Source organism: Endozoicomonas sp. ALC013 (assembly GCF_049310205.1).
GTDB lineage: Bacteria > Pseudomonadota > Gammaproteobacteria > Pseudomonadales > Endozoicomonadaceae > Endozoicomonas.
In genome coordinates this window covers 33,020-52,626 of sequence record NZ_JBLYNS010000002.1, presented here as the reverse complement: position 1 = coordinate 52,626, position 19,607 = coordinate 33,020, and the positions used below count along the sequence as shown (strand labels likewise).

General features: G+C 46.1%; 17 protein-coding genes. 13 read left to right on the top strand and 4 right to left on the bottom strand.

What is annotated here, in order from left to right:
- Positions 1-238 precede the first annotated feature (238 nt).
- On the top strand, positions 239-1,759 hold the full coding sequence (locus tag ACO6V1_RS00875) for an AAA family ATPase (protein WP_422449084.1): 1,521 nt from the start codon (positions 239-241) through the stop codon (positions 1,757-1,759).
- Positions 1,760-1,766: 7 nt separating this feature from the next.
- The gene (locus ACO6V1_RS00870; RefSeq protein ID WP_422449082.1) at positions 1,767-3,302 is read left to right on the top strand and encodes a VWA domain-containing protein; all 1,536 of its coding nucleotides are present in this window, start codon (positions 1,767-1,769) and stop codon (positions 3,300-3,302) included.
- 150 nt (positions 3,303-3,452) lie between these two features.
- On the opposite strand, the gene ACO6V1_RS00865 is transcribed toward ACO6V1_RS00870, so the two are convergent.
- The 3 genes from ACO6V1_RS00865 to ACO6V1_RS00855 all read right to left on the bottom strand — a co-directional run bounded on the left by ACO6V1_RS00865 (position 3,453) and on the right by ACO6V1_RS00855 (position 5,826).
- Entirely contained in the window at positions 3,453-4,841 is a 1,389-nt protein-coding gene (locus ACO6V1_RS00865; protein ID WP_422449080.1) for a relaxase/mobilization nuclease domain-containing protein, read from the bottom strand.
- Positions 4,838-5,149 carry a plasmid mobilization protein gene (locus ACO6V1_RS00860; protein ID WP_422449078.1) on the bottom strand — a complete coding sequence of 104 codons (312 nt, stop codon included), beginning with the start codon at positions 5,147-5,149 and terminating at the stop codon, positions 4,838-4,840. The genes ACO6V1_RS00865 and ACO6V1_RS00860 overlap by 4 nt, the downstream gene beginning before the upstream one ends.
- 455 nt (positions 5,150-5,604) lie before the next feature.
- On the bottom strand, positions 5,605-5,826 hold the full coding sequence (locus ACO6V1_RS00855) for a helix-turn-helix domain-containing protein (protein ID WP_422449076.1): 222 nt from the start codon (positions 5,824-5,826) through the stop codon (positions 5,605-5,607).
- Positions 5,827-6,028: 202 nt separating this feature from the next.
- On the opposite strand from ACO6V1_RS00855, the gene ACO6V1_RS00850 reads away from it, so the two are divergent.
- The 10 genes from ACO6V1_RS00850 to ACO6V1_RS00805 all read left to right on the top strand — a co-directional run bounded on the left by ACO6V1_RS00850 (position 6,029) and on the right by ACO6V1_RS00805 (position 16,684).
- A complete protein-coding gene (locus ACO6V1_RS00850) occupies positions 6,029-7,765 on the top strand; it encodes a GIY-YIG nuclease family protein (RefSeq protein ID WP_422449074.1) in 1,737 nt (578 codons plus the stop codon).
- A gap of 240 nt (positions 7,766-8,005) precedes the next feature.
- Positions 8,006-8,203 (top strand): hypothetical protein, encoded by a 198-nt coding sequence (locus ACO6V1_RS00845; RefSeq protein ID WP_422465440.1) that lies wholly within the window; start codon positions 8,006-8,008, stop codon positions 8,201-8,203.
- A gap of 82 nt (positions 8,204-8,285) precedes the next feature.
- Entirely contained in the window at positions 8,286-8,480 is a 195-nt protein-coding gene (locus ACO6V1_RS00840) for a hypothetical protein (protein ID WP_422449070.1), read from the top strand.
- On the top strand, positions 8,477-9,604 hold the full coding sequence (locus ACO6V1_RS00835; RefSeq protein ID WP_422449068.1) for a DEAD/DEAH box helicase: 1,128 nt from the start codon (positions 8,477-8,479) through the stop codon (positions 9,602-9,604). Before ACO6V1_RS00840 ends, ACO6V1_RS00835 begins: the two co-directional genes overlap by 4 nt.
- Positions 9,568-10,803, top strand: coding sequence for a helicase-related protein (locus ACO6V1_RS00830; protein WP_422449567.1), 1,236 nt, complete (start codon positions 9,568-9,570; stop codon positions 10,801-10,803). Before ACO6V1_RS00835 ends, ACO6V1_RS00830 begins: the two co-directional genes overlap by 37 nt.
- 9 nt (positions 10,804-10,812) lie before the next feature.
- Complete coding sequence (locus tag ACO6V1_RS00825; RefSeq protein WP_422449566.1) at positions 10,813-13,008, top strand: ATP-dependent helicase; 2,196 nt, start codon at positions 10,813-10,815, stop codon at positions 13,006-13,008.
- Positions 13,009-13,058: 50 nt separating this feature from the next.
- Positions 13,059-13,508: a hypothetical protein gene (locus ACO6V1_RS00820; RefSeq protein WP_422449066.1), complete on the top strand. Its 450-nt coding sequence runs from the start codon at positions 13,059-13,061 to the stop codon at positions 13,506-13,508.
- Between the two features lie 82 nt (positions 13,509-13,590).
- On the top strand, positions 13,591-13,920 hold the full coding sequence (locus tag ACO6V1_RS00815; RefSeq protein ID WP_422449064.1) for a helix-turn-helix domain-containing protein: 330 nt from the start codon (positions 13,591-13,593) through the stop codon (positions 13,918-13,920).
- A 16-nt stretch (positions 13,921-13,936) separates the two neighbouring features.
- Positions 13,937-15,178 (top strand): type II toxin-antitoxin system HipA family toxin, encoded by a 1,242-nt coding sequence (locus tag ACO6V1_RS00810; RefSeq protein WP_422449062.1) that lies wholly within the window; start codon positions 13,937-13,939, stop codon positions 15,176-15,178.
- A 252-nt stretch (positions 15,179-15,430) separates the two neighbouring features.
- Positions 15,431-16,684 carry an ATP-binding protein gene (locus ACO6V1_RS00805; protein ID WP_422449060.1) on the top strand — a complete coding sequence of 418 codons (1,254 nt, stop codon included), beginning with the start codon at positions 15,431-15,433 and terminating at the stop codon, positions 16,682-16,684.
- A gap of 112 nt (positions 16,685-16,796) precedes the next feature.
- On the opposite strand, the gene ACO6V1_RS00800 is transcribed toward ACO6V1_RS00805, so the two are convergent.
- Entirely contained in the window at positions 16,797-17,813 is a 1,017-nt protein-coding gene (locus tag ACO6V1_RS00800) for an ISAzo13 family transposase (RefSeq protein WP_422449058.1), read from the bottom strand.
- A 312-nt stretch (positions 17,814-18,125) separates the two neighbouring features.
- Between ACO6V1_RS00800 and ACO6V1_RS00795 the strand changes: the two genes are divergently transcribed.
- Positions 18,126-19,445, top strand: coding sequence for an ATP-binding protein (locus ACO6V1_RS00795; protein WP_422449056.1), 1,320 nt, complete (start codon positions 18,126-18,128; stop codon positions 19,443-19,445).
- The last annotated feature ends 162 nt before the right edge of the window (positions 19,446-19,607 follow it).

Here is a 19,607-nt window from a genome sequence, read left to right as displayed (position 1 = left end):
AAAACGATGAGTAATTCCAAAATAAAACCTGCTGACAATGCAGCAAATATGCAAAACCCTAATAAAGGGCAATCAGGCACAAACCTGCAATATGACCAGAATCAGGGGAACCGGGGGAAACAGAAAAACCCCAATCAGAAGAAAAAATAGCCGTCACTTTCACTTGGCTTAAGAGTTCCTGTCGGATCAGTAATGATTCGGCAGGATAGTAAATAAACAAGAAATAATGGATTTACCAATGCAGTTGAAAGAAAAAATCGAGAAGCTGGTTCAGGAACTTGGCCGTGGGCTCCATGAGCGTGAAGAAATTGTTGCTGTGGCTCTGCTGGGCGCTCTCTCGGGTCAAAACACCTTTCTTTATGGTCCCCCGGGAACGGCCAAGAGTTTAATATCACGACGTATAGCCTGTGCATTTAAAGATGCCCGCTATTTTGAGTGTTTAATGAATCGCTTTAGTACACCAGACGAAGTGTTTGGTCCGGTTTCGATTAAAGCACTGAAGCAAGATAAATACACTCGCAAAACGGATGGATACTTACCCAGCGCAGACTTTGCATTTCTGGATGAAATATGGAAATCCAGCACTGCTGTATTGAATACGCTACTGACCTTAACCAATGAACGTATTTTTCGTAATGGTGAAGAAATTAAGAAAGCGCCTCTGAAGGCTCTTGTTGCAGCCTCTAACGAAACACCTGCAGAGGGGCAGGGGCTTGAGGCACTGTATGACCGTTTCATCATTCGTATGATGGTTCCCCCTATGCAGAATCGCGAGAAATTTGAAACCTTGCTGCAAAGCAATTCTGTCCAGGCAGAAATAACTATTCCTGATGCTTTAAAAATAAGCAGTAAAAACTGGGAGGATAATTTGAGAGGGCTCCATGAGGTCTCGTTGTCTCAAGAAACGCTCACGATTATTTCTTTGATCTGGATAGCTCTTGCTGAAAAAAGTGAGGAGATGAATGTCTATGTATCAGACCGCCGCTGGAAAAAAGCTGCTCTGTTAATGAAAGCTGCTGCAATGTTCTGCGGTCGAAAGGAAACCAATCACTCTGATGCATTATTACTTCGTCATTGTTTGTGGACAACAGAAGATAATCGTCAAGCTGTTATTAATATTGTCGAAAATGCTGTCAGGGAATGCGGCTATGTTACATCTGTAAATCTGGTAGAAATAGATGAAGAAAAGGAGCGGCTTGATCAGGAGATAAATAATGAGTTGTTTTATAGTCGGGATGTCTATAAGACGACAAAAATGAATGGACGTGATTATTTTAAGGTGCAGAGAACTGCAACCGGTCGCCATTACGGTCACTCTGATAAGAAGTTACAATTTTATATAGAGTTCAGTAAGATGAAGTCAACTGATGAGTTTAACCCTGTTGATAGTAATGGTAATGAAATTGCTGATTTGACTTGCTGTTTTGATAAACAAGGGAGCTGTTCAGTTGATTATGATCGATATTATCAAGTGAAAGAGTTTGTTCCTAAAATACAATTCCATAAGGGCGATAAAAAGGAAGATGTAAATGAACGTCTTATATCTTCATTGCATGACGCAGCTAATGACTTAAAGAAATCTATCTCGGAAGCATTGAATCAGGTTAAAGATAAAAAAGCTACCCATGAATCAGCATTGCATACCCCATTTTTATCCAAAGAAATTCAGGCTATTTCGGTAGATGGGATTCAGAAACAGATTGAAGATCTAAACCTCAGGTTTGCGGATTGTGAGCGATTGATTTCGCTCTGTAAATGAGGTCGTCATGAAGAAGATTTTATTGCGTTTGCAAGATGAGTTCAGTGATGATAGTGCTGCTTTTCTTAAAATTCATCCTGAGATCAACACGACGGTATCCTCCCAGCTAAAAAGCTGGGAAGAGAGCCTGAAAACAGAAGTACAGGGTGGTTTTCCATTTTCTGAGGACGAGAGGCTATGTTCACAGGCGGAATATGAACTGAGCTCAGGAAAGGCTGATGTGATTCATATTGAGGATGACCTCAAGCATTTTTCTTCTTTTCTTTGCTCGGCAAAGATGCCCAGAGATATTTCTTTTTGGGAGAGAAAGATTGCACATACCAGGTGTGAGCCTGATGAAGCCCTGAAGGAACAAGAAGAATCGCAGCATACTTGTATGCTGCAAAGGGAGAAACAGAGCGAGCCAGATGTTCGGTCTGATTTGTGTACTCTGAGGCGGTTATTGCAGCATGAATGGCGTAAGCGATTAAGCCAGAAAAGGGCTGAATGGGAATTAGAGACGGTGTCCAGGTATCGGGTAAAATATTTGCAGCAACTCGAAGAGTGGTTGGAAAGACTCAAGGATATCGTTAAATACATAGAGAAACTCGGATTAGAACCCGGTTATTTTCTGGATTTTTCTGAAGGTAAATTATCATTATCTGATATAGAGCAACTCAAGAAATGGGCTGAATATTTATCGGGTGACCAAGGTGTAAAAGATCTTTGTGACTTGCTCGGTAAACTCAGGCAAATAAGTCGCTCTGAAAAGATTGAGATGGCGAAAACAGTGGTGTCTTTACCAGTTTTCATTCCTGATGTCAGTTCGAGAGAAGAGATTATCGGAATAAAACTGGGCAAAGATATTGAGCATGCTTTACCTTCAGAGCTGGCTCTTTTATCAGATCCTGAGACCGCTATTCTGTTCGACCTTAAATATGTGGAGTCCCGTTTGATGTGCTTCGAAATGGAGGGATTTCAGGCTGATATTAAAGACACAGAGGTTGAACAGGAGCAGCAGGTTTCCGAAGAAGATAAAATGGGACCCGTTGTTATTTGTGTTGATACCAGTGGCTCCATGCATGGTCATCCGGAAACCATAGCCAAGGCTGTAACGCTCTATCTGACGACTATGGCAAAGCAGCAGAACCGAAACTGTTATCTCATTAATTTTTCTACAGGGATAGAAACACTGGATTTATCCGAAGGCTATACCTTGAAGAAGCTGCTTTCCTTTCTACAGAAATCATTTTACGGAGGAACCGATGTAGCTCCCGCTATTCAGCATGGTTTGGGCATTATGCTGAAAGATGACTATCAAAATGCTGATATGTTGATTATCTCTGATTTTGTAATGGCATCACTTCCTGATGAGATGCTGGAAGCAGTGGAGCACCAGAGAGAAAGTGGTAACCGTTTTTATTCCCTGTGCATAGGCAACGAGTTTATGTCCAACAGACTAAAAACGCATTTTGACAGGGAGTGGATCTATAATCCCGCTAGTTCCAGTATTAAGGAACTGATTGGGTTTGGTAACGGGATTCTGGGCACGGGGGGATTGTAGATAATCATTGTCTGTGAACATGTTGCTGGGAGTCGCTCGGGGCATTATGCCCGGAGCGATAACCATACAACTAAAGCCATGCACGTGACTGAAATATTCAAGAAATCGGGCTCGCAGGCTTACACCTCACAGCAACAGGCAAACCCTCCCTCAGCTGGATCTGTCAAAATTATGAAGTCCTGAAGAGGCAGCTGATGACTCGTAATCAGCGTGCCGGGATGTTTCCGGCATACCTGCCCGGGTGGGTGTTGCTCTGTGTTTATTGTGCTTCAGATGATTTTTGATCGCTCGCTTCTGAAGCGACTCCAGTAGTTTTACAATAATGTCGACGGAGTGACTGAGCTGGTTATTTTTCTGTTGCTGGCTTCTCATTTCAGCGTTTGCAGCTCTGATGATTGCTCTGATGAACTCTTTCAGGTATTCAGGATAATTAACTGGAAATTCTGGAGTGACCATAAGAGCACTGCTGGATGCAGTAGTTGCTTTGGTTGTTTGAGTGGAAATTTTTCTGGTTGGGCTTTGAGTATTGTCGATGATCTGAGAAGCATATTCTTTACCCCCATCTTCATGATTGATCCACTCCCTGGCTCGATGATCAGACACTTTGAGTAAGTGGGTGTTGAAGTTGGTATTTTTATCAAAGTCAACAGCCAGGGCTAATTTACTCCAGCTATAGTTTTTGCCGAGAGCTGAGGCTTTAATGCCGCCTTTCGAAAAAATCCCATAATGCAGTCGGAGCCCGACTACGCGGCCTGTGGTTTGAAGGTTTGCTGTGATACCAATATTTTGAGACTGCAGAGAAGTGATAAATCGAGCAAATTTTTCTGCAGGATGAGCTGACTTGCTATCATCAATGGCTTGATCCAGAAGCTGTCGCAATTGCTGTTTACAGGATGGCCCTTCAGTTCGCTGGATCATCCTGAATTCGCATTTTGCCGGGTTAGTACCGTCAGGTGCTCGTGATGGGTCATGGTATGCACAGGCTGTCCGTTTTTCTACTCTATAAAGATCGTATTTGATCTCCAGACTCTGCATTGCCTGCTCCCAGATGCGGTAGTCCTGGTGGGGATTGTGAATTTTTCCTGTCTCATCAACGGTTGCATAGAGCATGTGAACATGGAGGTGTTCGGTGTCTCCATGGACAACATAGAGCGTTGGTCGCTCTCCAGAAGTTACAATGTTTAGGGACTCTCTGGCTATTCTACATGCCGTTTGTGCATTCAGTTTTTTGCTGTCGTCTGGATGAAAGCTGACCACACGATGCTCCCAATGGGATTTTGGCATTTTCTTTCCGGGGCGGTTTCTTTTGTTCCAGTTCGTGACCTGGCTGATGAATGACTGCGCTGATGCTTTGGGAGATCCGTTTATCAGAACCGGCTGGGCATGATCTCTCTCTATATGCAGTATTCGTTCATTACCGCCTCCCTTTTGCATATTTTTGACATCGGCATCATCAATTTTTGCATCAGGATTCAGCATATAGTGAGCGACTATGATGCCTTTAGCCACACTGCCGTTTAGCTTGGCATCAGCGATCATTTTTTCTGCTCATGATACTTTATAAAACAACTTATGGCTTCAATAACGAGCTGGATTTCAAACGAGTCCGGGATGGTTCCTGATCGAACGATAGATAAAAGTTCATTAATCATGTTCCCGACTTTAGCTATCTCTGTGAGTTGCTGTCGTTCAATTTCTGATGGGGGCGGTGGCAGGTCTTTATTATGATGCTGTGACAGGATGTATTCTGACACGTTTAAGTTCAGCGACTTTGCTTTTGCCTTGATTTCAGATTTTTCTTGCACGCTGACTCTGATTTGAATCTGGGTTGTTTTGTTGTTCTCCATAATGGCATCCTTATTGATGCGTGTAGGATACAGTGATTTAAGGCGGGAAAACGTTAATAGATATTTTGTTCGCTATGGGTATGTAATTTGCGGCAAGATGATTGATGATTTTTTAACTTTTCAGATATGAGCTAAAACTATAACCACTGGAGAGGATTGTCGCATTCGGCACAGGCTTTGCTTTATTCCGCACGGGGATTGTCGTATCCGACAATGGCCTGTTCTATCTGGCAGACTGCTCTCTGCGCTGGATTGTTATGATTTCTTGCTTTTCCTGTGGCGGAGTGGAACGACGCCGCACTCACTCAGTGCGAGTGCACACTGAGTCAGTCGCAAAGTAATGTCATGACATTACTTTGCCCTTGCTTGCATCCCCAGGATTTAACAGATCCCAAAGCGTGTCATTACAGGATCGGAATCATTGGAACCATGAATCTGGAGATGAAAAGGAGACCCTATTCATCAACTTTCTGCAGTAACTCTCCAGGAGTGCAGTCAAAATATGAGCATAATCCGTCAATGACATCAAGCGTTACGTTGTAACCTGGTGAGTTTGCTACTCGAGTGATAGTGGCCCGACCAATTCCAGCTTCATCAGCTACCTGGGCAAGAGTGATTTTTCGTTTTTCCCGGAAAGCTTTATCGTCAAGAAATTGTCGAAAAAGGATTCGAATCATCAGTGTTCCCTGGCTAACGAGTGTGATTAATTTTAATCATAACTGTATATCTGCTGATATTGACAGTAATCTTAATTAAACTAAATTAAACATATATGAGTAGAAAATTCAAATTAAGTTGTTAACTTGATAGATCTGACTTATAAGCCTCATATTTGAGTGCGAGCAAATATTTATTGAACCTGAATCATCAGGAGGATATATGCCAGGGAAGAGTTCACGAAAAAGAATGCGCAGGCTGGATAAAGGCGCTCAAGATTTTATTCAAGGGCTTAGTGTTAAAAAATCCCACTTAGAGGCTGTTGCTAAACTACGGGAGTATTTCGACTCTGATAATATAATCACTGGCAGAGCCTGTTATCAGAAGTTACTAAAACTAATAAGAAAAGGAGGGCAATTACGTCGGCTTAGCTATTACAGTTTTTCCAGTCAAGACGAAAGAACAAAGCTTCTATATGGGCTTGCGAAACACATCATTCAGCAGAGGGATAACCCTAAAAACAAACGTAAAAAGTGGTTAATGCCTGACGGTAGCTCGTTAAACTCAATGGAGGTAAGAACCAGGGCTGAGAAAGCGTTTCCGAACTTGGCAAAGAAACTAAAAACACCACAGAACTTTGATCGAGCACTTGAACAAATTAAAGTCAGTAGTGATGGGTTGATAGACTCTGAAACAAATGAAATTACAGACTTTATTAAAGTGTTAGAGCGTGTGACAGGAGTTAAAATCACAAAAGTCCCCGCCTCCCATAAGCCAGACTACATACCAAACCCAGAATCACTCAAGGATGCGGTATTCCGAGCGGAAACCGGTGAAATAACTGCCGACGTTGCTTGGGGAGTCTATATGCTCACAGATAAAGAGACAGGTAAGGTTTATGTAGGTATCACCCGGCGCTCGTTTGCAGAAAGGTTTTCCTGGCACATCGTTGAGTCAAAAGTAAAAGGGTATACTGAGGGCAGCCTGGCAGAAAGACTTAGAGAAATAGTCGAGCTTGATAAAGATCCAAGGAGTATTTTCTCTATCAAGACTCTGAAAAAACACAGGGTTATGAGTAATGATGACGCTAGGATATTAGAGAAAGAGTGTATTAAGAATCATCCTGAATGCATGAAGCCAAATGGTTACAACATTAAAGACGGCGGGTCATTAGGTAACTCGGGTAATGGATTGCCATTTAGCATGTCTGTAGGAAATGGAAAATGGTATTTCGATAGCTTGTCTCAAATGATTATCTGGTTTCAGCTCAATTACCCTCAGCTGGAAATAACATCTGGCAAAGTCCGAAAAAGGCTCGAGTCTGGTTCATCAATCTATGAAGCATTGAATATCGATAAATTTTATGGAAAAAAAGGGCGTCGGCCAGATTTCTTTATCTATAACGGTAAAAAATATAACCAGATCAGAGAAGCGGCTGAGGAAAATGGCATCAGACAAGCCAGCCTCAAATCACGATTGCACAGATCCATAATTAGTGGCGAACCATATCGTGACTTGAAATGGGAAAAGTCTCCTGAAAACTCGCCAAAATATTATGAAATACCACATCCAGACTCGGCTATTGGAGGCTATGTTTCTTTAGCAGAGTTTGCGAATCTCACGGGACTTAAAAAATCGACGGTAACCACTCGATATCGATCTTTGCGCCAAAAAAGACTCTTGGAAGGTATGTCAGAGGCAGAATTGATTGAATGCCTGTCAGCTCCAGCAAATGACAGGTCAAAAAATCTTCGTGTAGTTCTACCAAATAAAGATGTTTTGGAAGGTGGGCAAAATCGAATTACAAACGATGTCTGTTCATTGCAATATGAATCCATGAGATTACCAAAATACGGTGTGTCCAGGGCTCGCAGGGAGCTAAGAAGCCTGTTAGATCGTAATCCCCTCCCTAAAAATGAAGAGTTGTTGGAGGCATTGGGATTTAAAGTCAATTTATAAACTATAAACTCTGCTGGGGATTGTCTGGTTCTGCATAGGCATTGTCTTATTCCGCAATCACTCAACTCAGTGCGAGTGCACACCACACTGAGTCAGTAGCAAAGTCATGACATGACTTTGCTTGTATCCCCGGATTTTTCAGAATGCGTTGTTACACCGAGAAAGGGCTGATCATTCTGTCCTGTTTCTTTTGGACAGGCTGTCGAATTAGAATACTTTGTATCTTACGGACGATACATTATGACCAGCAGCCAGTCTGATACCTCCGGCTCTTCAACGCCTGACTTCGATAATGACATCAATAATAAAGAGCGCCATCAAAAAGAAGTCGCTGTGTTTAACAGTCCAGAATTACAGGCTTTGCTTGCGGAGATTATTGCCCTTGATCTGGAAACCACAGGCCAGGGGGGCTATCCGCCATATCGGGGCTTATCATAATCCGGTTACCGGTCACCCTGAAACTCCGGTCATCAGTGATCGGATACAGCAGTTTGAGTACTAGGGAGGCAAGGGAAAAGAGGTGATTGCTGCCTTGCAGGGGCTGGATACCTTTTGTCAGCCTTGCCGTTTTGTCAGCGGCCATAATCTGATCGGTCATGATTTGCCGGTGCTGCAATCCCTTCAGCCCGGTTTGCAGCTATTGTCCAAACCGGTGATTGATACCTTATTCCTGTCTCCCTGGCTTTCCCCCGTAATCCTTATCACCACTTGGTGAAAGATTATAAATTGGTCAAAGATGCCATTAATGATCCGGTGGCGGATGCCCAGCTGGCACTGTCCATCTTTGTCGAGCAATATCAGAGTTTTTCGGAGACTGCACAGAACGAGCCTGACCTGATCCGGCTCTATCATTTCTGTTTTGCCACAGGCCATCCAGAGAATGAGCCTTATGGGCAACCCGGTGATGAACAGCCGGAGGTAATCGAGACATCATTCGAGGGGCTGGCTGCAATTTTCCAGACATTAATTGATCGGCCGTTTACCACTGGCCCGGAAGTGTTACAGGCACTGGTGCGGTTATGCGAAGGTCTGGTCTGCCCAAAGCAGATCCGTCGTGTGGCCATACGGCACTTGCCCGAAACCCGGATGCGAGTGCTGTTACCCTATTGTGTCGCCTGGTTGAAAGTATCCGGAGGCAATTCGGTGATACCGGGCTGGGTCCGTCATCGTTTTCCGGAGATACCCAATCTCCTCAAGCAGCTTCGGGGCCAGCACTGTGGCGATGAGTCGTGCAGTTACTGTGCAGAAAATCATGACCCGGTGCGGCAGCTCCAGCGCTACTTTAATTATCCGGATTACCGCAAGACCAAAGAAGGGCAACCGCTGCAGCGGGATATTGTGCTTGAGGGCATGAATGACCAGCCATTGCTGGGCATTTTGCCCACTGGCGGAGGTAAATCCATTTGCTTTCAGATTCCCGGCCTGGTGCGTTATTACCGCCGTGGTTTGCTGACGGTGATTATTTCACCATTGCAGGCATTGATGAAAGACCAGGTGGAGAACCTGAAAAAGAAAACCGGCTCCATGGCCGTGGCTGCTATTTACGGCATGTTAACGCCTCCAGAGCGCGGGGCTATTCTGGAACAGGTGCGCCTTGGCGATATTGGCCTGCTCTATCTGTCGCCGGAACAGCTGCGGAATAAGTCGGTGATTAATACCCTTAGCCAGCGGGAAATTGGCTGCTGGGTATTTGATGAAGCCCATTGCCTGTCAAAGTGGGGCATGACTTCCGGCCGGATTATCTTTATGCCGGCCGATTTATTCGGGAGCAGTCGCTTAACAGTAAACAGCCACTGCCTCCGGTGGCCTGCTATACCGCAACCGCGAAACACGATGTGATAGACGATATCCGTGACCATTTTTCCAGCCATCTGGGGCAGTCCCTGACCCTGTTTCAGGGGGGCGTTGAGCGTTCCAACCTTGCTTATGAAGTGCACCTGGTTACCCATGCGGCTAAATATGGCCGGGTGTCGGAACTGATTATGGAGCGCCTGCCGGAGAATGGCTGTTGTGTTGTTTATTGTGCCACCCGCAAGAATACCGAGGAGCTGGCACAGTTTCTGTCGAAGGCACTTAATCAGTACTTTGAAGAAATGCAAAGGTCGCTGACCGTTAGTCATTTTCATGGTGGCTTGGACGTTCCCGCCAAAAAAGCGATTCTGGAAGGTTTTATCCTTGGGGGGATCGACATTATCTGTGCCACCAACGCCTTTGGCATGGGGGTGGATAAAGATAATGTGCGGCTGGTGATTCATGCGGATATTCCCGGATCCTTGGAAAACTATCTGCAAGAGGCGGGGCGTGCCGGTCGTGATGAGCAACCTGCCGAGTGTATATTGCTGTTTGACCATCAGGATATTGAAACCCAGTTCAAGTTGGGGGCTCTGTCTGAAGTCCATCTGAATGATATTCAACAGATTTTGCGTGGATTGAGGCGACTGGAAAAACGACCGGGGAAGGATATTGTGATTACGTCCGGTGAGCTATTACGTTCCGATGCCGTGGATACTTCTTTTGACCTGGATGACCGATCAGCAGATACCAAGGTAAAAACGGCCATTGCCTGGCTGGAGCGTGGTGGTTACCTGGAAAGAAATGAAAATTCCAACCTGGTATTTCAGGGCAAACCCCTGTTCAACACCCTGGAAGAGGCAGAAGAAAAACTGGATACCTTACAGCTGTCCGACACTAACCGGAAAAAGTGGCTAATGGTACTCTCGGCCCTGATTAATGCTGATCCGGATGAGGGGGTGAGTGCGGACCGGCTGGCGGAGGATATTGGTCGTCATCTGAAAGCGCAGGATAAAGCTACCCCGCTGAATACCACCGATATTATGGCCATCCTCAGTCAGATGGCGGATGTGGGGCTGGTCTCCAACGGGTTATTGATGACCGCTTTTCTCCGGCCCAAGGGGCGAAATAATGCCCGGGATGTCTACCAGAAATTGTGCCGGTTAGAAAAGGCCATGCTGGATAGCCTCCGGGAAGCACATCCCGATGACCATGAAAAAGAACCCTTTCCATTGGATTTGCGCTAATTGAATCAGGTGCTGGTGGACCAGGGGCTGGATTATGCCAATCCTGACCTGTTGAGAAATCTGCTGAAAAGCCTGGCCGAAGATGGCAAAGGGCTGGCGTCGTCAATAGGCAGCGTAGAATTCAGGTATATCTATAAAGACCATTACAGTCTCAGGCTCTGCCGTAGCTGGGCCAACATTCTGGCAACCATGGAAAAACGACACGCCTTGTCCCAGCATATCCTGACAGCACTGATCCGGGCGATTAAAGACTCTGAACAGTCTTCCCGGAGTGAGGTGCTGGTTGAGTTTTCCCTGGAATCGCTGATGGACAGTGTCAAACAGGATATGACGCTGGATATTCGTGAAGGCAAAGAGCTGGCGGCGTTGGAGCGGGGTTTGCTATTTCTGCATGAGCAGGGTGCCATTATTCTTCAGCAGGGGCTGGCTGTTTTCCGCCAGGCCATGACGCTGAAGATGAACAATGAAGCCCGTAGCCGACGCTATAACAAAGGGGATTACGATCCACTGTTCCGCCATTACAAGGCCCGAATTTCCCAGGTTCATGTGATGAATGAGTATGTGAAGCTGGGGTTGGAGAAAATGGCTTCGGCGCTGCGTCTGGTTCAGGACTATTTTCAGCAGGATAATGCCAGCTTTCTGAACCGCTACTTTAAGGACCGCAAAAAGTTGCTGGAGCTGGCCACCAGCGAGCAGTCTCTGAAAGACATTGTTGAATCACTGGGGAATCCGCAGCAACAGGCGATTGTTCAGGCTCCGGTGGGGCAGAATATGCTGGTGCTGGCGGGGCCTGGTTCCGGAAAGACAAGGGTTGTCGTGCATCGTTGTGCTTATCTGATGAGGGTTCAGCGGGTTCGGCCCTACAGTATCTTGGTGCTTTGTTATAACCACAGTGCCGCAGTGACGTTGCGAAGGCGGCTTTATCAATTACTGGCTCGAGAAGCCCGGGAAGTGACGGTGCAGACCTTTAATGGCCTGGCTATGCGTCTGACCGGAACCAGCTTTCAGGTCCCGGATGTTGGCGGAAATCGCAGTCCGTCTGCCGGCAAACCGCAGAATAATGTCTTTAATTTTGATGAGCTGATTCCTGGGGCAACAGCATTGCTGAAAGGTGAAACCCTGATGCCGGGCATTATGGGGGATCAGGCCCGGGAGCGCCTGCTGGCAGGTTTTGAACATATTCTGGCGGATGAATATCAGGATATTGATGTTCAGCAGTATGAGATGATCTCGGCCATTGCCGGGCTCACCCTGGAACAGGGTGAGCAGAAATTGAGCATAATGGCCGTGGGTGATGATGATCAGAGTATTTATGGTTTTCGTCAGGCCAGCGTCGAATACATACGACAGTTTGAACAGGATTATCAGGCGCAACGACATTACCTGGTGCAGAACTATCGATCTTCCGGTCATATTATCAGCGCTGCCAATGGCGTAATTGGCCATAATAAAAATCGTATGAAAACCCATCAGGAGATCCGTATTAATGATGCACGGCAACACTTGCCGGAGGGCGGCAGTCTCGACAGCCTGGACCCTGTAGCCAGGGGGCGGGTGCAGATACTCGCCTGTGCCGGTATTCGCCAGCAGACCCTGGCGGTGGTTCAGGAGTTGCAGCGTCTGAAAGAACGGATGCCTGACCTGGAGTGGAGTCAATGTGCAATACTGGCCCGTCACGGTATTGCCAAAAAAGAGCTGACCCATATTCGTAGTGCCCTGGAACAGGCGGGGTTTCCTGTCAGCCTGCCGCTGGAGAGTGGTCAGAATCTACCACTTTTCCGGATTCGTGAATTTGACGAAACGCTTCGCTGCCTGAATGAGCACCGTGACAGTGTGGCGGATTGCCATGGTATACGACGCTGGCTGGAAGAACTGTCACTGCCTCCGGCACCCTGGCAGCAGAAAGTCATGGCACTGCTGGATAGCTGGGAGGAGGAAACCGGCGGGGCAGAATTACCGGTCAGTGCGCTGGTGGCTCATATGGTGGACTACCTTCGGGAAACACGGCGGGAACAGAGACTGGGAAATGGTGTCCATCTGGGTACGGTGCATGGTGCCAAGGGCATGGAATTCCCGGTGGTGGTTATGCTGGATGGTGGATGGTTGTCTTATCATTCCAGAGAGTCAGGAACAGCCATTATCCCTGTTGATATCATAGAAGAAGAACGTCGGCTTTTTTACGTGGGCATGACCCGGTCAATGTAGCAGTTGGTGATCTGCCAGCGCCAGGATGTGAACAATCCATTGTAGCTCTTTTGAAAAGCGAACTGGGTGATGGGTGTCTGACTCGTGCAGTGGAACCCTCTGGTGATTACCCACAGCAGCAATTCTATCTGATGGGGTTGGCTGACCTCTATTTGAGTTACGCTGGCTCAATGCCGGAAGCACACCCCATTCATGGGGTACTTGCCGGGTTGAATGCGGGTTTTACAGTAACCCTGAAAAGGGATAAGGACGCCATCCTGTTGTTGGCCGATGGTCAGGCCGTGGCAGCGCTGTCCAAAACCATGATCCGGAATAATTCATCCCTTGTGCATCAGCTTGATCAGGGCAATGGTTCCTCTTTACAGGGGAGTGTGATTGCCATGGTTCGAAGGCGTCTGGAGGATTCTGAGGAAGCTTTCCGGGGCATGCATAAATGCTCGCAATGGGAGGTGCCGGTTGTGGAGTTGGTATTGAGCAGTGAAAACCGGGGCGGTTATTAAAAGGATTCTTTCTTGTTTAATGGATTTCTATAAAATTGAAACTATAATTCCATTTAATTGGCTTATATGAAGGTTTAGTTTCATGTCTTCTCGCTCTGCTGTTGTTTTTCCCAAGGATCTGCGGCTGTTGAAAACACTGGGCGAGAATATTGCCCTGGCGATGAAACGCCGGAAGATCACCCAAACCCGATTGTCTGAGCGTACAGGTCTGTCTATGCCGACCCTTCGTAATATCACCCGAGGTGAACCCGGTGTTTCCATTGGCCACTATCTGGTAGTGCTATCAGCATTAGGGTTGGCTGAAGATTTAGCAAAAGTGGCATTGGATGATGAGTTTGGCCGTAAGTTACAGGATATTGAGCTGCTAACATCCCGGCGCAAAAATAACGAACGTAATTCAGATTCCTTTTAAAGGGAAGGTGCCAGTTATGAGCAAGTCTGTTTGGGTTTACGCCCATTGGCATTCGATGGAACAGCCCGAACTGGTAGGCATATTAGAGGTTGATCTGGTTCGGGGTGCAGAAGTTTACCGGTTTGCTTATGCCGAAAGCTGGTTAAGTTCACCGTTTGCGGTACAGATAGATCCCCAACTGAAGCTGTTCTCCGGTGATCAGTTCAATAATGATGTGCGAAATTTTCGGGTCTTTCTGGATTCGTGTCCGGACCGCTGGGGGCGTTTACTGATGCAAAGGCGTGAAGCGGTTCTGGCCAGGCAGGAAGGGCGGCGTGTTCAGCGGCTCAATGAATCGGATTACCTGCTGGGTGTGCATGATATCTGTCGTATGGGGGCGCTGCGGTTTAAATTGTCCGACAGTGGTCCTTTTCTTGATAGTAATGAACGGTTGGCTGCCCCACCATTTTCAAGTCTGCGGGAACTTGAGTATGCGGTTAGTCAGATTGAGCTGAACCAGGATTTGGATAACCCGGATTATCTTAAGTGGCTGTTTATGCTGATTTCTTCTGGGTCGTCGTTAGGTGGCGCACGCCCCAAAGCCTGTGTAAGCGATGGCGATGAGCTTTGGCTGGCGAAATTTCCAAGCCATTATGATGGTTATGATGTGGGTGCCTGGGAGTATCTGGTTTATCGCATGGCAACAGATGCCGGTATTAACATGGCACCCTGTAAAATCGAGCGTTTTAATAGCTCACACCATACTTTTCTTACCCAGCGCTTTGATCGTTATGGGCAGGTGCGGCGTCACTTTTCATCAGCGATGACTCAGCTGGGTTACTATGATGGTGATGATGGAGCAAGCTATCTGGAGCTGGCACAGTTTCTTATTGAGCAAGGGGCAAACACACAGGCTGATCTTGCTCAGCTCTGGCGGCGGCTGGCGTTTAATATTCTGGTTTCCAACAGTGATGACCACCTTCGTAATCATGGGTTTATACTGGCGGACAATGCGAGTTCAGGCTGGTTGTTGTCACCGGCTTACGATATTAATGTGATTCAGGGTGCAACGGGTCTGCATCTCAATATTGATGACTATTCCAATGAGTTGAGTCTGGATCTGGCGCTGGAAGTAGCCCCTTATTTTCAATTGTCAGCGACACAGTCCAAAGAGATATTGACAGAGCTGCGTAGTGTGACCGACAACTGGCAACAATACGCGAATGAAATTGGCATTAATCGTCAGGAACAGCAGCTACTGGAATTAATACTATTTTGAAACTATATTTTCATTTTTGTTTTAATAAAGAACTTATAGTTTTATTTTATGCTTCTCTGTATTGCTGGATTTCCAGTCAGAAGTTCACTTCGATCAGCGTTTTAATCGAGTTAATCGAGCCTTGCAAAGCTTGATAATTCCAGATAAGTCGTCAGTAAAATCCATTTTAGTCCGACTATAAATCCATAATGGTCGATTTTATGATCCATATTAGTCTAAACTAAAATCCATATTAGTCATGACTGGATTGCTATGGACTACATACCAAGAGCCATTGAGCCTAATTTGCGGGAATGCCTGAAGGATACGCCGGTAGCTATTATCACCGGCCCCCGGCAATCTGGCAAAACGACCCTTGCGCGGCATCTGCTGGAGACGCTCAAGCCTGAGGGCTCCGGAAGTTATCTGACCCTGGATGATGAAAATATCCTGACGGTTGCCCGCAATGACCCTATTGGTTTGCTGCGTAATCAGCCGCGCCCGGTCATTATTGATGAAATACAGCGGGCTCCGGAATTGATTCGTACGATCAAACTGCTGGTCGACGAAGATCGTCAACCCGGGGCTTTTATCCTGACCGGCTCCGCCGATCTGATGACGCTGCCGACGTTGGCTGACTCACTGGCTGGTCGGGCAGAATTTATTACTCTGTACCCCTTCAGTCAGAGTGAGTTGATGCAGAGGCCTGCTGGCGCGCAGGGAGAGCATGATATTATCCGGCAGCTACTGTCTGTGGATTTTACTCCGCAGCACGGGGCGCTGCTGGAGCTTGATCAGGTGATTTCGGCCATAGCGTGTGGTGGTTATCCGGAAGCAATACAGCGTTCTGCCAATCGCAGGACACGCTGGTTCAGATCGTATGCCGATGCAATTATCCGGCGGGATATCAGAGAAGTTTTTCAGTTGCAAAAGCTGGATGAAATGGCGCAGCTACTTAAATCACTGTCTTCTATCTCTTCTGAGGCATTGAACTATGCAAGTCTTGGTAAAGCGATAAAGATGGATAGCAAGTCTGTTCAAAAATACGTTGCAGCTCTTGAAAACCTTTACCTGGTCAAGCGAATTCCCGGGTGGCATCGGAATGAGCTCAAACGGGCAATTAAGCAGGCAAAGGTTCATTTTGTGGACACTGGGCTGCTGTGTTCCCTGAGAGGTATAAATGAAGCGGCTATTAAAGCTGACAGAAATCTTATGGGATCGTTGATGGAAACTTGGGTCTGCTCCGAACTGCTGAAGTCTATCGCCATCAGTGATCAGGACTACCAGCTTTTCCACTATCGTGACAAGAGTCAGCGGGAAGTGGACTTTATTTTGTCAGGGCATAATGGCCAGGCCACAGGCATTGAGGTCAAGGCAGGCATGACGATCAAAAAAGAGATGTTCGCGACTCTGGAAATGCTAATTGCAACGGGCAGTATTCAGCGGGGGGTAATTGTTTACAATGGTGATAAGGTGCTGCCCTTTTCGGATAAACTGGTGGCTTTGCCGGTAGGGTGCATGTTTTGAATATAATTTGAATATAAGCTGTATGTCGTGCAAAAAACAGTGAGAACAAAATCATTTCGCAGAATAAAGAAATCAATGGATTACAGAACCTGGTGAGAACAAAAATAACCACTTAACCAATTGATTTTACTGGAATGCTCGTTTCGTTCGGGACGAAAGGGTCGGAGGTTCGAATCCTCTCACGCCGACCAGAAGCCTTTTCGCCACCTTCCTTTAAAGTCCGAAACCCCTTGATGTTACTGGCTTCTAGCCTATCTTTACTACCGCCACCATCGCACATAATTAATATCTCATCTTCATTTGGATAGTCTTTCTGTCCATGCTCAAGCCACCAGAGAGCAATGCACTCACAAGAAAATTCAGACGTGTATTTACTGGTATTTAAATGAACCACTGACTTGTTTTTGCCCAAGTCGTATATCCCATGTGGTATAACTTTGCCATTGCCCTGACTGGGGAAATCGTGATCATTGACAATCGTTGGCTCAATAGCATCCGTCACCCCTTCGCGATAGAAATTACCCAATGTCTCCTTCTTCTTGGTATCCATGCTAAGTACTGGCTTGCCTGCATCCAAATATTCCTGCTTCAATCTTTTAAGATTTCTGAATTGTGCGTCGCGATCTTTATTCTGCCCCATCGTTCTCTTTTTCTGAGGCTTACGACGACGGAAACCTTGTTCATAAAGCACCTTGGAGACGATATTCTTACTTGCCAGAGTGTCTGTCTTCTCAAGTTGTCGGGAAATATTTCGGCGGGATAGATTTGTCCATCGGACTTCCTGCCGCATAGGATCACCTGCGGTGTGATCGTGTAGAATACGGAGCACGTTCTCAACCAAACAGGGACATACCACCGTTAGTCTTCTTCTTCCCCCCCCTTTTTTACGAATCCGATTCGTAGTGAGCTGCTTTTTGGAATTAAGTTCAGTTATTCCGTGAGCAACAGTTTCCCGATGACAGCCCAGTAATCGAGATATGTACTCGATACCCTCATGACCTAACTTTACTGCTTCAATAGCAGCGTACCTTCGGCGATCTCTCTCATTGAGTGAGCAGAAAAAATCTACCATCTGAGTTTCAACTACTTCTGAATAATTACCCATGACCACTCGCATAGAAAAGATCATCAAAGAATATATTTATGACTCTTTGCTATAGGCGAAATGTAGAAATTATTTCAGGACAATTACTAAATTGGCGAGCTATCTGCCAAGTCTTGATCCGATCTTGCGACGACTGTCTGGGCTAAACAATCAACTAAGAGTTCGCCATCCTGATTCTTGATTACTGCAAATTACATCTGAATTTTCAGTAAGAATTAGCTTTTTATCTATTAAAAAATACATGATATTGTATTTTAATGTATGAAAAAGTATGAAAAGTCGATTATTCTTCTATAATAAACACAAAGTAACCGCTTTGGATGACTCTCGATACCCATGGACAGATTACTTATTACCCAGCTATTGAACTGGAAGAATCAGCCAAAGCGCAAACCTCTGCTTCTGGATGGTGCCCGCCAGGTGGGTAAGTCTTATCTGATCGAGGAGTGTTTTGGCAAAGACCACTTCCGTCGGGTTCTTAAGCTGGACTTTCTGGCTAACCCCAGCCTGGCAGGGCTGTTTGGAGCCAATCTGAATCCGCAAGACATACTTCTGAATATTGAGCTGGAACTGGGTGTTGATATTAACGCCAAACATGACCTTCTGTTTTTTGATGAAATTGGCGAGTGTCCTGCAGCGTTAAGTTCGTTGAAGTTCTTTGCTGAGCAACGCCCGGATCTTTACCTCTGCGCGTCTGGCTCAAATGTTGGTCTGCTGAACTCGTTTCCGGTTGGTAAGGTAGAAGCTCTGGAGCTGTTCCCTATGTCTTTTGAAGAGTTTGTCATGGCATCGGGAAACGAGAAAATTCTGGAAGCCTTCAGGCGAGGACTCCAGATTCAGGCCTCTCACAATAAACTGTGGGATTTGCTGCTGGATTATTATTTTGTCGGCGGCATGCCTGAAGCAGTAGAAACCTGGTTTGCTGACGGGGGAAAGTTCAGTGGCATTAATGAGCGATGCAGCCGGATACAAAACATCCACCGGAGTCTATTATCCGGCTATCTTCGTGACTTTGGTAAATATGGCGGCAAGGTCAATGCACAGCATATAGAAAGGGTCTTTCGTAATGTGCCGTTGCAACTATCCAAAAACATGGATGCATCGGTTAAACGTTATCGGTTTAGCGGTGTGATCGAACGTAAACGCAGTTATCTGGATTTAAGCGGCCCTATTGAATGGTTGGAGAAAACCAAATTGGTGTCGCGCTGTTACCCTATTGACTGCAAACCGCAATCGCCCTTATCTGCCTATCGGAAAGACAATTTATTTAAACTGTTTCTGTTCGATATTGGGGTATTAGGACATATGCTGGATATCAGTTATCAGGAGCATCTTCAGCAAAGTTATGAGTATAAAGGTTATCTGGCTGAGAATTTTGTTCAGAATGAGTTAATAGCCGCCGGCTGTTATCCGACCTATTCCTGGGACTTCAGGCAAGCTGAGATTGAGTTTCTTTTCAAAACCAATAATGGCGAGATCATCCCGGTGGAAGTGAAATCTGGCAAGCGCACACGGGCAAAGAGCCTGAAGACTTATATAGAACGTTACAAACCTGCTCGAACGGTCAAATTAATTGGCTCAGCAGGAGGGACTGAGCAGCCCGGGCAGAACATAGCCTGGCCTTTATATTATGCAGGCAGGTTAAAGACTTTGTAGAAAATTGATCCATGGGGTTCACTTTTGAGGATGGAAGATAAAAAGTACGTATGATCCTTTGCGGATGCAAATCTTCCTGCCAGTCTCGGTTTTCTGTCCTGAGTATCGCCCTTCATGATCGGGTACACCTTTGGCTTTCATATCATGAAAAAATCTGGAGTT

What these genes read in the sequence shown, in the direction of transcription:
- ACO6V1_RS00875 (WP_422449084.1), top strand. Translation starts at nt 239, where the DNA reads ATGCAGTTGAAAGAAAAAATCGAGAAGCTGGTTCAGGAACTTGGCCGT.
- ACO6V1_RS00850 (WP_422449074.1), top strand. Translation starts at nt 6,029, where the DNA reads ATGCCAGGGAAGAGTTCACGAAAAAGAATGCGCAGGCTGGATAAAGGC.
- ACO6V1_RS00815 (WP_422449064.1), top strand. Translation starts at nt 13,591, where the DNA reads ATGTCTTCTCGCTCTGCTGTTGTTTTTCCCAAGGATCTGCGGCTGTTG.
- ACO6V1_RS00795 (WP_422449056.1), top strand. Translation starts at nt 18,126, where the DNA reads ATGGACAGATTACTTATTACCCAGCTATTGAACTGGAAGAATCAGCCA.
- ACO6V1_RS00810 (WP_422449062.1), top strand. Translation starts at nt 13,937, where the DNA reads ATGAGCAAGTCTGTTTGGGTTTACGCCCATTGGCATTCGATGGAACAG.
- ACO6V1_RS00865 (WP_422449080.1), bottom strand. Translation starts at nt 4,841, where the DNA reads ATGATCGCTGATGCCAAGCTAAACGGCAGTGTGGCTAAAGGCATCATA.
- ACO6V1_RS00800 (WP_422449058.1), bottom strand. Translation starts at nt 17,813, where the DNA reads ATGATCTTTTCTATGCGAGTGGTCATGGGTAATTATTCAGAAGTAGTT.
- ACO6V1_RS00855 (WP_422449076.1), bottom strand. Translation starts at nt 5,826, where the DNA reads ATGATTCGAATCCTTTTTCGACAATTTCTTGACGATAAAGCTTTCCGG.
- ACO6V1_RS00860 (WP_422449078.1), bottom strand. Translation starts at nt 5,149, where the DNA reads ATGGAGAACAACAAAACAACCCAGATTCAAATCAGAGTCAGCGTGCAA.
- ACO6V1_RS00870 (WP_422449082.1), top strand. Translation starts at nt 1,767, where the DNA reads ATGAAGAAGATTTTATTGCGTTTGCAAGATGAGTTCAGTGATGATAGT.
- ACO6V1_RS00805 (WP_422449060.1), top strand. Translation starts at nt 15,431, where the DNA reads ATGGACTACATACCAAGAGCCATTGAGCCTAATTTGCGGGAATGCCTG.
- ACO6V1_RS00845 (WP_422465440.1), top strand. Translation starts at nt 8,006, where the DNA reads ATGACCAGCAGCCAGTCTGATACCTCCGGCTCTTCAACGCCTGACTTC.